8 protein-coding genes and 1 pseudogene are annotated in these 12,993 nt (G+C 73.0%); all 9 read right to left on the bottom strand.

The features are described from left to right. Positions 1-71: 71 nt before the first annotated feature. Entirely contained in the window at positions 72-3,119 is a 3,048-nt protein-coding gene (locus AB0D10_RS10975) for an AAA family ATPase (RefSeq protein ID WP_360254179.1), read from the bottom strand. A 134-nt stretch (positions 3,120-3,253) separates the two neighbouring features. After that, the gene (locus tag AB0D10_RS10970; RefSeq protein WP_360254177.1) at positions 3,254-3,412 is read right to left on the bottom strand and encodes a hypothetical protein; all 159 of its coding nucleotides are present in this window, start codon (positions 3,410-3,412) and stop codon (positions 3,254-3,256) included. 261 nt (positions 3,413-3,673) lie between these two features. Further along, positions 3,674-5,185: an Asp-tRNA(Asn)/Glu-tRNA(Gln) amidotransferase subunit GatB gene (gene gatB, locus AB0D10_RS10965; RefSeq protein ID WP_360254175.1), complete on the bottom strand. Its 1,512-nt coding sequence runs from the start codon at positions 5,183-5,185 to the stop codon at positions 3,674-3,676. Between the two features lie 77 nt (positions 5,186-5,262). Continuing rightward, on the bottom strand, positions 5,263-5,520 hold the full coding sequence (locus AB0D10_RS10960) for a hypothetical protein (protein WP_360254173.1): 258 nt from the start codon (positions 5,518-5,520) through the stop codon (positions 5,263-5,265). After that, positions 5,517-7,025, bottom strand: a complete 1,509-nt coding sequence (gene gatA / locus AB0D10_RS10955; RefSeq protein ID WP_360254171.1) for an Asp-tRNA(Asn)/Glu-tRNA(Gln) amidotransferase subunit GatA — start codon at positions 7,023-7,025, stop codon at positions 5,517-5,519. The genes AB0D10_RS10960 and gatA overlap by 4 nt, the downstream gene beginning before the upstream one ends. 5 nt (positions 7,026-7,030) lie before the next feature. Continuing rightward, complete coding sequence (gatC, locus tag AB0D10_RS10950) at positions 7,031-7,327, bottom strand: Asp-tRNA(Asn)/Glu-tRNA(Gln) amidotransferase subunit GatC (RefSeq protein WP_360254169.1); 297 nt, start codon at positions 7,325-7,327, stop codon at positions 7,031-7,033. A 443-nt stretch (positions 7,328-7,770) separates the two neighbouring features. Further along, positions 7,771-9,258 (bottom strand): annotated as a pseudogene (locus AB0D10_RS10945) (bifunctional diguanylate cyclase/phosphodiesterase); the annotation flags it as partial. Between the two features lie 385 nt (positions 9,259-9,643). After that, positions 9,644-12,016 carry an NAD-dependent DNA ligase LigA gene (ligA, locus tag AB0D10_RS10940; RefSeq protein ID WP_360254167.1) on the bottom strand — a complete coding sequence of 791 codons (2,373 nt, stop codon included), beginning with the start codon at positions 12,014-12,016 and terminating at the stop codon, positions 9,644-9,646. After that, positions 11,952-12,962 (bottom strand): methionine synthase, encoded by a 1,011-nt coding sequence (locus tag AB0D10_RS10935; protein WP_360254165.1) that lies wholly within the window; start codon positions 12,960-12,962, stop codon positions 11,952-11,954. Before AB0D10_RS10935 ends, ligA begins: the two co-directional genes overlap by 65 nt. Between the last annotated feature and the right edge of the window lie 31 nt (positions 12,963-12,993).

Below are 12,993 nucleotides of genomic sequence, written 5' to 3'. Positions count from 1 at the left end.
GCACGCGGCGGCGCCCGGCCCGCCGGGACCGGCCGCCCGGCGGCGGTCCGGCCCGGCTCAGGGGCGCGGTCTCAGCGGCCGGACGGCGCCAGGTCGTCCGGGAACAGCCGCAACCGGTGCGCCAGTGCGGCGGCCTCGCCCCGGCCGCCGACCGCGAGCTTGCCCAGGATGTTGGAGACGTGCACGCTCGCGGTCTTCGGGGAGATGTACAGCTCCTCGGCGATCTGCCGGTTGGTCCAGCCCCGCGCGAGCAACCGGAGCACGTCCCGCTCACGGGGGGTGAGGTTGAAGGAGTCCCCGACGGAGACCGCCTGGGCCGGCACCGCCGCCGCGCGCTCGGCGGGGGCGAGGCTCAGCCCGGCCCGCTCGGCGAGGCCCGCGACCTGCGCCCCCAGCATGCGGTCGTCCCGTACGGCCGCCAGTTCGGCCGCCTCGCGCAGCAGTTCGGCCCCGGCCTCGCGCCGGCCCGCCTGCACCTCGGCCTCGCCGGCCCGCAGCAGGGCCAGCGCCAGCGGGTAGGGCAGGCCGGTCGGCCGCAGCGCCTCGACGGCGGCGGTCCACTGCCCGGGGTCGTCGGCGCCCGCGGCGCGGGCCAGTTCGGCCTCCAGCAGCCGGGCCCAGCCGTGGTGCAGCGGCGCCCTGGGTCGCAGCCCGTCGGCCGCCGCGGCGATCGCGGCCAGCGCCCCGGCCCGGCCCGCCTCGGCCTCCGGCAGGCCCCGGGTGTCGGCCTCCACCCCGGCGGCCTCGGTGAGCAGCGGGTAGACGTCGGACTCGTGGCCGAGCCGGCCGCCCTCCGCCAGCGCGGCGAGCAGTTCGGCCCGGGCTTCCAGCGGCCGGCCGCCGAGCGCGGCGAGCCGCACCGCCAGCCGGCTGATCGGCACGCTGTGCTGGACCTGCCCGACCCGGTTGGCCGACCGGGCCTGCGCCAGCATGGTCGCCGCGGTGGGCAGGTCGCCCTGCAGCAGGGCGAGTTCGCCGCGCATCCGGTCCAGGAACTCGGCGTGGGTGCCGCTCAGGCTGGTCAGTTCGCAGGCGGCGAGCACCTCGGCGGCCTCCCGGACCCGCCCGAGGTCGGTCAGCGCCTCGACCAGGTTGCCGGTCAGGATGGTGCCGATGTTGCGCAGCAGGCCGTTGCCGTCCGCGAACTCCAGGCCCTCGCGGGCCAGCCGTACGGCGGCCTCGGCCCGGCCCAGCCCGCGCTGCATGCTGGCCAGGTTGTTGATGCCGCGCAGCAGCAGGTCGGGCACGCCCAGCCGGCGGGCCCGCTCGACCGCCCCGGCGAGTTCGGTCAGCCCGCCCTCGGCGTCGCCGTGCACGTCGTAGCGCAGGCCGGCGAGGGTCATCCGGGCGTGCACCTCGACCGAGTGCGCGCCGACCTCCTCGGCGATCCGGATCGCGCGCTCGGCGAGTTCGAGGTGCTCGACGCCGGGCTTCTTGAGCATCGCCGAGCCGGCGCCGAGCGCGAGCACCTCGGCCTGGACGGCGGACGGCGGCAACTGCTCGACCAGTCGCAGCGCGTGGCCGATCTCCTCCTCGTCGCCGGAGCGGCGCAGGCTGCCCAGCATCCGGGCCCGGTTGATCCGGAACCAGGCCGCGCGCACCGGGTGCACCGTCTCGTCGACCAGCCGCAGCCCGCGCTTGGCCAGGCTCAGGCCGCGCTCGCGGTCGCCGCAGCGCCGGGCCGCGACCACCGCCTCGGCGAGCACGTCCTCCAGCTGGATCCGGCTGCACTCCTCGTCGGCGGTGCTGTGGTCGCAGGAGCCGGGCGGGTAGGTCTCGGCCCAGTCGTACGGGCGCAGGGTGTGCGCCAGCACGTCCTCGGAGACCATGTCCCACAGTTCCAGGGCCCGTTCCAGCATGCCCAGCTGCTCGGCGAAGGCGTTGCGGCGGCGGGCCGCGCGGGCGGCGTCCAGGGCGGTCGGCAGGGCCCGGGCCGGGTCGTGCGCGTGGTACCAGTAGTTGGCCAGCCGGGCCGGCAGCGCATCGGAGGAGAGCAGTTGCGGCTGGGCCTCCACGGCGAGCGCGAACTTGCGGTTGATCCGGTGGCGTTCGCCGGGCAGCAGGTCGTCCGAGACCGCCTCGCGGACCAGCGCGTGCCGGAACCGGTAGCCCTCGCCCTCGCTGTCCGGGCGCAGGATGTTGGCGCCGACGGCCGAGCGCAGCGCCTCGATCAGCGCCTCCTCGTCGTCGTCCAGGACGGCCGCCAGCAGGGCGTGTTCGACGTGCGAGCCGCCCTCGGCGGCGATCCGCACCACCCGCTGGGTCTCCTCCTCCAGGCCCTCGACCCGCACCAGCAGGATGTCCCGCAGCGAGTCGGTCAGTCCGGCGCCGCAGCCGTCGTGGAAGGCGGTGGCCAGTTCCTCGACGAAGAACGGGTTGCCCTCCGAGCGGCGGTGGATCCGGTCCACCAGCTGGCGGTCGGGGGCGGCGGTGCCGAGGATGCCGGCCAGCTGGGCGGCCACCTCGCGGCGGTCGAACCGCGCCAGCTCCAGCCGCTGGACGGTGCGCAGCCGTTCGAGCTCGGCGAGGAAGGGGCGCAGCGGGTGCCGGCGGTGCAGGTCGTCGCTGCGGTAGGTGGCGATCAGCAGCACCCGGGAGCGGTGCAGGGTGCGCACCAGGAAGGCGAGCAGTTCGCGGGTGGAGCGGTCGGACCAGTGCAGGTCCTCGACGGCGAGGACGAGGGTACGCTCCGCGCCGAGCCGTTCGAACAGCCTTGCGGTGTGCTCGAACAGCCGGGCCCGGCCGTACTCGTCGTTGGGTTCGCCGTCCGCTTCTCCGAATTCGGAGAGCAGTCGGGCGAGGTGGCCCTCGCTGCCGGCCGCGGCGGCCTCGAACTCGGTGCCCAGCGAGCGGTGCAGCCGGCGCAGTGCGGCGGCCAGCGGCGCATAGGGCAGGCCTTCGGCGCCGACTTCCAGACAGCCGCCGAGTGAGGTGACCGCGCCGCGGTCGGCGGCGCGCTGCAGGAACTCCTCCAGCAGCCGGGTCTTGCCGACGCCGGCCTCGCCGCCGATGAGGACGGCCTGCGGGCTGCCGGTGCCCGCCCGGCGCAGCGCGTCGGTCAGTTCGGTGATCTCGCTGCCACGGCCGACGAAGACGGGGCTGACCGATATCTGCTGCATGGAGGCGAGCATGCCATAGCCGGTGGGGGCCGGCCGAGGGGATATCTCCCCCGGCGAACGCCCGGAGGGGGAGACGCTCACTCGCAGCGTCTCCCCCTCCGGAACTCCGTCGGCACCGTCCTGGTGCCGCACCGTCAGCATTCGGGCCGACGCACGGGGCGCCGCGAGAAGCGGGCGGCCACCGGGCGCTGCCGCAGACGGCCGGCCTCCTTGGCCTCGCGCACCAGGCGCTCGTGCTCGGCGCGGGCCACGAGCTCGTGGGCCTGTTGCTGGAAGGTCTGGTACTCGATCACTTGGTTCCCCCTGCGGGTCTCTCACTGCGTTTCGCTGACAGGTAAGAGCTTCCTCTCCCAGTGGGGGGTGCGGCATCGGGAGCGTGCCCGATCTTCCGGGGCCCGGATGCCTTAGTTCTGGGCCAGGAAAAGGTTTAAGGCCCGGCCTCACCCCAATACAGAGGTGAGACTGGGCCTTAAGCCTTACTTAGAGGGCCTTAGATGCCTTAGATGCCTTAGGAAGGCAGGCCTGACGGCCTAGGCGCCCTCGACTTCCCGTGCCTACTGACCTTCCACGCCCAGCCGCTCCAGGATCAGGTCCTTCACGCGGGCGGCGTCGGCCTGGCCGCGGGTGGCCTTCATGACCGCGCCGACCAGCGCGCCCACGGCCTGGACCTTGCCGTCGCGGATCTTGGCGGCGATGCCCTCGTTCTCGGCGATGGCCTGGTCGACGGCGGCGCCCAGCGCGGAGTCGTCCGAGACCACGGCCAGGCCGCGCTTCTCGACGATCTCGTCCGGCTCGCCCTCGCCGGCCAGCACGCCCTCGATGACCTGGCGGGCCAGCTTGTCGTTCAGCTTGCCCTCGGCGACCAGCGCGGCGACCCGGGCGACCTGCACCGGGGTGATCGGCTGCTCGCTCAGCTCGGTGCCGGTCTCGTTGGCGCGACGGGCCAGCTCGCCCATCCACCACTTGCGGGCCTGGTCGGCCGGGGCACCGGCCGCGATGGTCTCCTGGATCGGGGCGACCGCGCCCGCGTTCAGCACCGACTGCATGTCCTTGTCGGACAGGCCCCACTCGGCCTGCAGCCGGGCGCGGCGCACCCGCGGCAGCTCGGGCAGGGCGGCGCGCAGTTCCTCGACCCACTCGCGGGAGGGGGCCACCGGCACCAGGTCCGGCTCGGGGAAGTAGCGGTAGTCCTCGGCGTTGTCCTTGATCCGGCCCGAGGTGGTGGTGCCGTTGTCCTCGTGGAAGTGGCGGGTCTCCTGGACGATGGTGCCGCCGTCGGTCAGGACGGTCGCGTGCCGCTGGATCTCGAACCGGGCGGCCCGCTCCACGCTGCGCAGCGAGTTGACGTTCTTGGTCTCCGAGCGGGTGCCGAACGTCGAGGTGCCGTTCGGGCGCAGCGACAGGTTGACGTCGCAGCGCATCTGGCCCTTGTCCATCCGGGCCTCGGAGACGCCGAGCGAGCGGATGACCTCGCGCAGCTCGGCGACGTACGCCTTGGCGACCTCGGGCGCGCGGTCTCCGGCGCCCTCGATCGGCTTGGTGACGATCTCGATCAGCGGGATGCCGGCCCGGTTGTAGTCGAGCAGCGAGTGGGTGGCGCCGTGGATGCGGCCGGTCGCGCCACCGACGTGGCTGGACTTGCCGGTGTCCTCCTCCATGTGGGCGCGCTCGATCTCCACGCGGAAGGTCGAACCGTCCTCCAGCTGCACGTCGAGGTAGCCGTTGAAGGCGATCGGCTCGTCGTACTGCGAGGTCTGGAAGTTCTTGGGCATGTCCGGGTAGAAGTAGTTCTTCCGCGCGAACCGGCACCACTCGGCGATCTCGCAGTTCAGCGCCAGGCCGATCTTGACGGCCGACTCGACGCCGACCGCGTTGACCACCGGCAGCGAGCCGGGCAGGCCCAGGCAGGTCGGGCAGGTCTGGCTGTTCGGCTCGGCGCCCAGTTCGGTCGAGCAGCCGCAGAACATCTTGGTCTTGGTACCGAGCTCGACGTGGACCTCAAGGCCCATCACCGGGTCGTACGACGCCAGAGCGTCCTCGTAGGAGACCAGGGTCATGACGCTCACAGCGTCCCTTCACTCAAAAGACTTCGGAGGTACGGGCCCGGCCGCCGCTGGCGCGGGGCCGGGCCTGGGCGCTCAGCTCAGCCCAGCAGCACGTCGTCGGAGCCCAGCCGGCGCAGTTCGCGCACCAGCAGGGCGGTGCCGGTGACCAGCGCGGCGGCGCCGACCAGGGCGTTGACCAGCTTGAGGGTGTCGCTCTCGTCGCGCGCCCTGCGGACGTCCTTGGCGATGGAGATGGCGCCGAAGGCGCTGGTGCCGATGGACAGCCACAGGCCGGGCTTGGAGTGCTTGAAGCCCTTCAGGGAGCCGGGGGACTTCGCCTTCTCGATCTTGCTCACAGTGCCGGTGCCTCCTCCAGCAGGGTGTGCCCCCACTTGTCGTTGAGTGCGGCCTCGACGGCGCCGCCCACGCGGTACAGGCGGTCGTCCGCCATCGCGGGTGCGATGATCTGCAGGCCGACCGGGAGATTGTCCTCCGGGGCCAGGCCGACCGGCAGCGACATGGCCGCGTTGCCCGCCAGGTTCGACGGAATCGTGCACAGGTCGGCCAGGTACATCGCCATCGGGTCGTCGGCGCGCTCGCCGATCGGGAAGGCGGTGGTCGGCGTGGTCGGCGAGACCAGCACGTCCACGCCGGCGAAGGCGGCGTCGAAGTCGCGCGAGATGAGCGTGCGGACCTTCTGGGCCGAGCCGTAGTAGGCGTCGTAGTAGCCCGAGGACAGGGCGTAGGTGCCCAGGATGATGCGGCGCTTGACCTCGTCGCCGAAGCCGGCCTCGCGGGTCAGCGCGGTGACCTCCTCGGCCGAGCGGCTGCCGTCGTCGCCGACCCGCAGGCCGTAGCGCATCGCGTCGAAGCGGGCCAGGTTGGAGGAGCACTCGCTGGGCGCGATCAGGTAGTACGCCGGCAGCGCCAGGGTGAACGACGGGCAGGAGACCTCGACGACCTCGGCGCCCAGCTCGCGCAGCAGCTCCACCGACTCGTCGAAGCGCTGCATCACGCCGGCCTGGTAGCCCTCGCCGGAGAACTCCTTGACGACGCCGATCCGCATGCCGCGGACGTCTCGCATCCGCGCGGCCTCGACCACGGCCGGGACCGGCGCGTCGATCGAGGTGGAGTCCAGCGGGTCGTGGCCGGCGATGGCCTCGTGCAGCAGCGCCGCGTCCAGCACGCTGCGGGCGCACGGGCCGCCCTGGTCCAGGCTGCTGGAGAAGGCGACCAGGCCGTAGCGGGACACCGAGCCGTAGGTCGGCTTGACGCCGACGGTGCCGGTGACGGCGCCGGGCTGGCGGATCGAGCCGCCGGTGTCGGTGCCGATCGCCAGCGGGGCCTCGAAGGCGGCCAGCGCGGCGGCCGAACCGCCGCCGGAGCCGCCGGGGATGCGGGTGAGGTCCCACGGGTTGCCGGTCGGGCCGTAGGCGGAGTTCTCGGTGGAGGAGCCCATCGCGAACTCGTCCATGTTGGTCTTGCCGAGGATGACGACGCCGGCGTCCTTGAGACGCGTGGTCAGGGTGGCGTCGTACGGCGGGATCCAGCCTTCGAGCATCTTGGAACCGCAGGTGGTCGGGACGCCCTTGGTGGTGAAGACGTCCTTCAGCGCGAGCGGGACGCCGGCCAGCGGGCCCAGCTCCTCGCCCTTGGCGCGCTTCTCGTCGACGGCCCTGGCGGCGGCCAGCGCGCCCTCGGTGTCGACGTGCAGGAAGGCGTTGACCTTCTTGTCGACGGCGTCGATGCGGTCCAGGTGCGCCTGCGCGACCTCGACGGCCGACACCTCGCCCTTGGCGATGGCGCCCGCGGTCTCGGCGGCGCCCCACTTGATGATGGGAGTACGAATCGGCTCGGTCATCTCGGTCAGTCCTCCCCGAGGATCTGCGGCACACGGAAACGCTGGTCCTCGGCGGCGGGGGCGCCGGACAGCGCCTGCTCCGCAGTGAGCGAGGGCCGCACCTCGTCCGCGCGCATGACGTTGGTCAGCGGCAGCGGGTGGGAGGTCGGCGGGACGTCCTGTCCGGCGACCTCGGAAACGCGGGCGACCGCGCCGATGATCACGTCGAGCTGCTCGGCGAAGTGGTCCAGCTCTTCGGGCTTCAGCTCAAGACGCGACAGCCGGGCGAGGTGGGCGACCTCCTCGCGCGTGATGCCAGGCATGCAGCGATCCTCAGGGTGAGTTCTGGTGAGGCCCGGCGGTGCCTTGCGGGCGGTGCCGGGCCCGGGCAGGAGCAGCCGGGTCCGGCGCTCCGTCCTCATGGTCTTTGGACCCCATCCTATGGGGCCCGGACCGGCCACCGGCCAACGCGTTTGCCGAGGTGCCCGTCACCGCCGGGCGGACGTCCCCGCCGCCGGGCGCGTCACTGCGGCCGGAAGCGGGCCCAACTCTGCGTGCCCGGCGCCTTGATCTCCATCTGCGCGGCCTGCACCGCCTGGACCACCGGCGGCAGCACCGGGGGCAGTACGGGCGGCAGGACGGGCGGGAGCGTCGGCGGGATGGCGGGCTGGACGATCGGCTTGCCGCCCTGGACCTGCTGGAAGCCGGCCCGCAGCGGGGGCGGCGCGCCCAGCCGCTCCACCGGCGGGGCGCCGGTGCGGTGCACCCGGAGCCAGGCGGTGGCCTGCTCGGCGGGCAGCGCGGCCGACACCAGCCAGCCCTGGACGGCGTCCACGCCCATGCAGTGCAGCCGCTCCCAGGTCTCGTCGTCCTCGACGCCCTCGGCGACCACGGTCAGGCCCAGCGAGTGGGCGAGTTCCACGGAGCAGCGGACCACCGCCGCGTCGTGGTCGTCGGCGACCATCCGGGAGACGAAGGAGCGGTCGATCTTCAGCTCGCCGACCGGCAGGCTGCGCAGCCGCACCAGCGAGGAGTGCCCGGTGCCGAAGTCGTCCAGGGACATCCCGACGCCGTAGCCGCGCAGCTCGGCGAGGGTGTCGGCGGCCCGCCGGGAGTCGTCCAGCAGCAGCCGCTCGGTGATCTCCAGCTGGAGCGCGTGGGCCGGCACCTGGTGGCGCACGAGGTGCCCGGCGACGCGCTGGGCGAAGCCGGGGTTGAGCACGTCGCGGGGCGAGACGTTGACCGCGACCTGCACCTGCAGCCCCTGGTCGCGCCAGTACGCGAGCTGGCCGACCGCCGCCTCCAGCACGTAGTCGGTGAGCCGGGGCATCAGGCCGCTGGACTCGGCGAGCCCGACGAACTCGTCCGGCGAGACCCGGCCCTGGCCGGGGCGGTCCCAGCGCAGCAACGCCTCCAGGCCGACCACCCGGCCGTCGAAGGCCACCTTGGGCTGGTAGTGCAACTGGACCTCGCCGGTCTCCAGGGCCCGCCGCAGGTCACCGAGGAGGCCGATGCGGTACGGGGTGTCGGCGTCCTGGGTCTCGTCGTACTGGGCGACGCCGCTGCGGCCGCTCTGGGCGTGGCCCATCGCGACGTCGGCCCGGCGCAGCAGCGACTCGGCGTCCTGGGCGTGCTGGGGGTAGACGCAGACGCCGGCGCTGGCCTCCAGGACGAGCAGCAGACCGTCCAGCCGGATCGGGGCGGCGAGTTCGGCGATCAGCGCATTGGCGACCCGTTCCAGGCTGTCCGGGCAGTTGATGCCGGGCAGCAGGACGGCGAACTCGTCGCCGCCCATCCGGGCCACCATCGGGCGGCCGCGCCGGTAGTGCCGGGGCAGGCCGGCGAAGACGTCGTCGATGGACTCCCGGGTGGGGCTGCCGGCCGGGCCGCCGGAGCGCAGCGCGCGGTGCAGTCGGCGGGCGATGTGAACCAGCAACCGGTCACCGGCCGTATGACCGAGTGTGTCGTTGAGTGATCGGAAGCGGTCGAGGTCAAGCAGGATGAGACCGACGCTGTAGCCCTGGTCGCACTCCGCGATCGCCTCCTGGGCGGCCAGCAGTAAGGCCTGACGGTTGGGCAGGTCCGTCAGGGGGTCGGTCAACTGGTCGCGGGCGCGGTCCCGGGCGATCCGCCAGGCCGCCACCAGCACGGCCAGGGGCACCGCGAACAGCGGCAGCAGCTCGGGTTCGTACCGGTAGACCAGGACGGCCAGCGGGATGAGCGGCGCGGCTCCGGCCAGCAGCACGCCGAGCAGCAGGACCGCACCCGCCACCCCCTGCGGCGGGCGTGTGGGCGCGCCGCCGGTCGTACGATCCATAAGCCCTGTCCTCCGTCGGGCCCGCCCCGTCAGGCCGCCTTACGGTGAGGCACCGTGCCGGTACCGACAGCTGCCGGGCATGGAGCGACCCCGAGGAGCACCGGCTCAGCCGGTGCCCCCACCCCTGCTGACACTCTGTTGCGCTCCAGGGTATGCCGGGGTCGACCCGGTGGGCAGACTTTCGGACAACCGGAAACGCGCCACCGCGCTCGGGTGTCGCACAGTGACACAATGCCCGCTCTCACCGGACGACACCCGGTGACGTTGCATCAGGACGATAACAACACCGATTCGGCCACCTGGCGCTCGGGTCGGTTCCGGATCAGCCCTCGACGGGTGCCTCCTGCGGCTGCGCGGCCTCCTCCGGCTCCGGAAGCCCCAGGTGGGCACGGGCGGCGGCCGGCCCGTCGGCCAGCAGGACGGCGAAGCCCGCGTCGTCCAGGACCGGCAGTCCAAGCTGAACGGCCTTGTCGTACTTGGATCCTGGGTTGTCACCAGCGACCACAAAATCGGTCTTCTTCGAAACCGAACCGGTCACCTTCGCTCCGCGCGAGGTCAGCGCCTCCTTGGCACCGTCCCGGGTGTGGCCGGCCAGCGTGCCCGTCACCACGACGGTCAGCCCCTCCAGCGGGCGCTCCGCCTCCTCCTCGTCCGCGAACTCCTCGGTGAAGCGGACGCCCGCGGCACGCCACTTCTCCAGGATGTCGCGGTGCCACTGCTCCTGGTACCACTCGACCACCGACCGGGCGATGATCGGCCCGACGCCCTCGACCGCGGCCAGCTCCTCCTCGGTGGCCGAGAAGATCCGGTCCAGGTCACGGAACTCCCGGGCCAGCTCCTGCGCCGCGACCGGCCCCACGTGCCGGATCGAGAGACCGTTGAGGAACCGCCACAGCGGACGCTCCTTCACCTTCTCCAGGTTCTCCAGCAGGATTGCGGCGGTCTTCTTGGGCTCGCCCTTCTGGTTGGCGAAGAAGGTGGCTTTCTTCTCCTTGCCGGTGCGGTCGTCCAGCTTGGGCATGCCGGTCTTCTGGTCGCGCACCAGCACCTGGATCGGCAGCAGCTGCTCCATCGTCAGCCCGAAGACGTCGCCCTCGTCCTGCACGGGCGCCTCGGTCGGCTCCAGCGGCTGCGTCAGCGCGGTGGCCGCGACGTAGCCGAGTCCCTCGACGTCCAGCGAGGAACGGCCGCCCAGGAAGGCGATCCGCTCCCGGATCTGGGCCGGGCAGAACTGAGCGTTGGGGCAGCGCAGGTCGATGTCGCCCTCGGCCATCGGGCGCAGCTCGGCCCCGCACTCGTGGCAGTGCGAGGGCATCACGAACTCCCGCTCGGTGCCGTCCCGCAGGCTCTCCACCGGGCCGAGGATCTCCGGGATGACGTCACCGGCCTTGCGCAGCACGATGGTGTCGCCCAGCAGCACGCCCTTGGCCTTGACGACCTGCTGGTTGTGCAGCGTCGCGTACTGCACCATCGAGCCCGCCACCTTCACCGGTTCGGCCAGCACCGCGAACGGGGTGGCCCGGCCGGTGCGGCCGATGCCGACGCGGATCTGCGCCAGCTTGCCGGTGACCTCCTCCGGCGGGTACTTCCAGGCGATCGCCCAGCGCGGCGACTTCGAGGTGGCCCCGAGCCGGCCCTGCAGGGCGATCTCGTCCACCTTCACGACCACGCCGTCGATCTCGTGCTCGACCGAGTGCCGCTGCTCGCCGAACTGCCCGATGAACGCCCGCACCTCGTCGAGGGTGCCCACCACCCGGTTGTGCCGGGCCGTCGGCAGGCCCCAGCCGCGCAGCAACTCGTAGGCGTGCGACTGGTTGTCGATGTCGAAGCCGACCCGGGCGCCGATGCCGTGCACCACCATGTGCAGCGGACGGGAGGCGGTGACCAGCGGGTCCTTCTGGCGCAGCGAACCGGCGGCGGCGTTGCGCGGGTTCATGAACAGCCGGATCATCGCCCGGGGCCGCTTGCCCTCCGCGGCGCGCTCCTCGTTCTCCCGGCGGCGGCGCTCGTTCTCCTCCACGAAGGAGGCGTTGAGCGCCTCGAAGGCCTCGGTCGGGAAGTAGACCTCGCCGCGGATCTCCACCAGCTCGGGGACGTCCTCGCCGTCGAGCCGGTGCGGGATCTCCTTGATGGTGCGGACGTTGGCGGTGATGTCCTCGCCCACCCGGCCGTCGCCGCGCGTCGCCGCCTGCACCAACTGGCCTTTCTCGTAGGTGAGGTTGACGGCCAGGCCGTCCACCTTGAGCTCGCACAGGTAGTGGTAGTCGATGCCGTCCAGCTCGCCGGCGACGCGCTCCGCCCAGGCGGCGAGCTCCTCGTCGTCCATCGCGTTGTCGAGGCTGAGGAGGCGCTCGCGGTGCTCGACCTCGGCGAACAGCTCGGTGGGGGCGCCACCGACCTTCTGCGTCGGGGAGTCGGGAGTGACCAGGCCCGGGTGCCCGGCCTCCAGCGCCTCCAGCTCGCGCATCAGGGCGTCGAACTCGGAGTCGCTGACGACCGGCGCGTCCTGCTCGTAGTACCGGGCACGGTGGTCGGTGATCTCCTGCGCCAGCTCGGCGTGCCGCCGGCGCACCTCCGCCGGTACGTCCTCCCAGCCCTCGACAGCCGTCACCGCAAGCCCTCCTACGTTCTCATTCCGGGTTGTCCACCAGGCTCTGCGCCGCCCGCACGCTCTGCGACAGCGCCCTGCGCGCATACGCCGGGGAGGCCCCGGCCAGCCCGCAGGTCGGCGTCACCAGCACGCGGCGGCCCAGCAACTCCGGGGCGAACCCGAGCCTGCGCCACAAGGTCCTGACACCCTGGACACTACCGGCCGGGTCGGACATCCCCAGGTCAGTGGAGGGGACGACACCCGCGAGGATCATCGTGCCCGCCTCCACGGCCTCGCCCAGGTCGTCGTCCGAGCGCTCGGTGAGGAGGGAGAAGTCGAGGGAGACGCCGGCGACACCGGCCCGTCGCAGCAGCGGGATCGGGACGTCCGGCGCGCAACTGTGCACCACCACGGGCGCGTCCAGGCCGCGAATCACCTCCCGCAGCACCTCCTCGGCGACCTGTCGGTCCACGGCCCGCAGCCGCTGGAAACCACTCGCGGTCCTCACCGCTCCGGCCAGCACCGCGGGCAGCGAGGGCTCGTCCAGCTGCAGCACGACCTCCGCACCCGGGACCCGCCTGCGGACGTCGGCGAGGTGGCGGCGCAGGCCCTCGGTGAGCGAGCCGGCGACGTCCCGGCAGGCGCCGTGGTCGGCGAGCGCCTTCTCGCCGTGCTTCAGCTCGACGCTCGCCGCCAGCGTCCACGGGCCCACGGCCTGGACCTTCAGCGCGCCCCGGTAGCCCTGGGTGAACTCCTCCAGGGCGTCCAGGTCCTCGCCGAGCCACGAGTGGGCCCGCCGGGTGTCCCGGCCGGGGCGGTCGGTGAACCGCCAGCCGCTCGGCTCGGTCTGCGCGAACAGCTCGACGAGGAAGCCGGCGCCGCGCCCGATCATGTCGGCGCCCGGCCCGCGCGCGGGCAGCTCCGGCAGGAACGGCAGGTGCTCCAGCGCCCCGGTGGAGGTCTTGGCGGCCTCCCGGGCGTCGGTACCGGGCAGCGATCCGACACCGGTGGCGGCGCCGCGCAGGTCGGGGAAGGGGTGTGGGGTGCTCACCCGTCCGAGCCTAGTGCGCGGCGCCGGTGCC

Source organism: Kitasatospora sp. NPDC048545 (assembly GCF_040651155.1).
GTDB lineage: Bacteria > Actinomycetota > Actinomycetes > Streptomycetales > Streptomycetaceae > Kitasatospora.
Note: the sequence above shows the minus strand (reverse complement) of the source record. Positions and strands in the feature narration are given on the sequence as shown.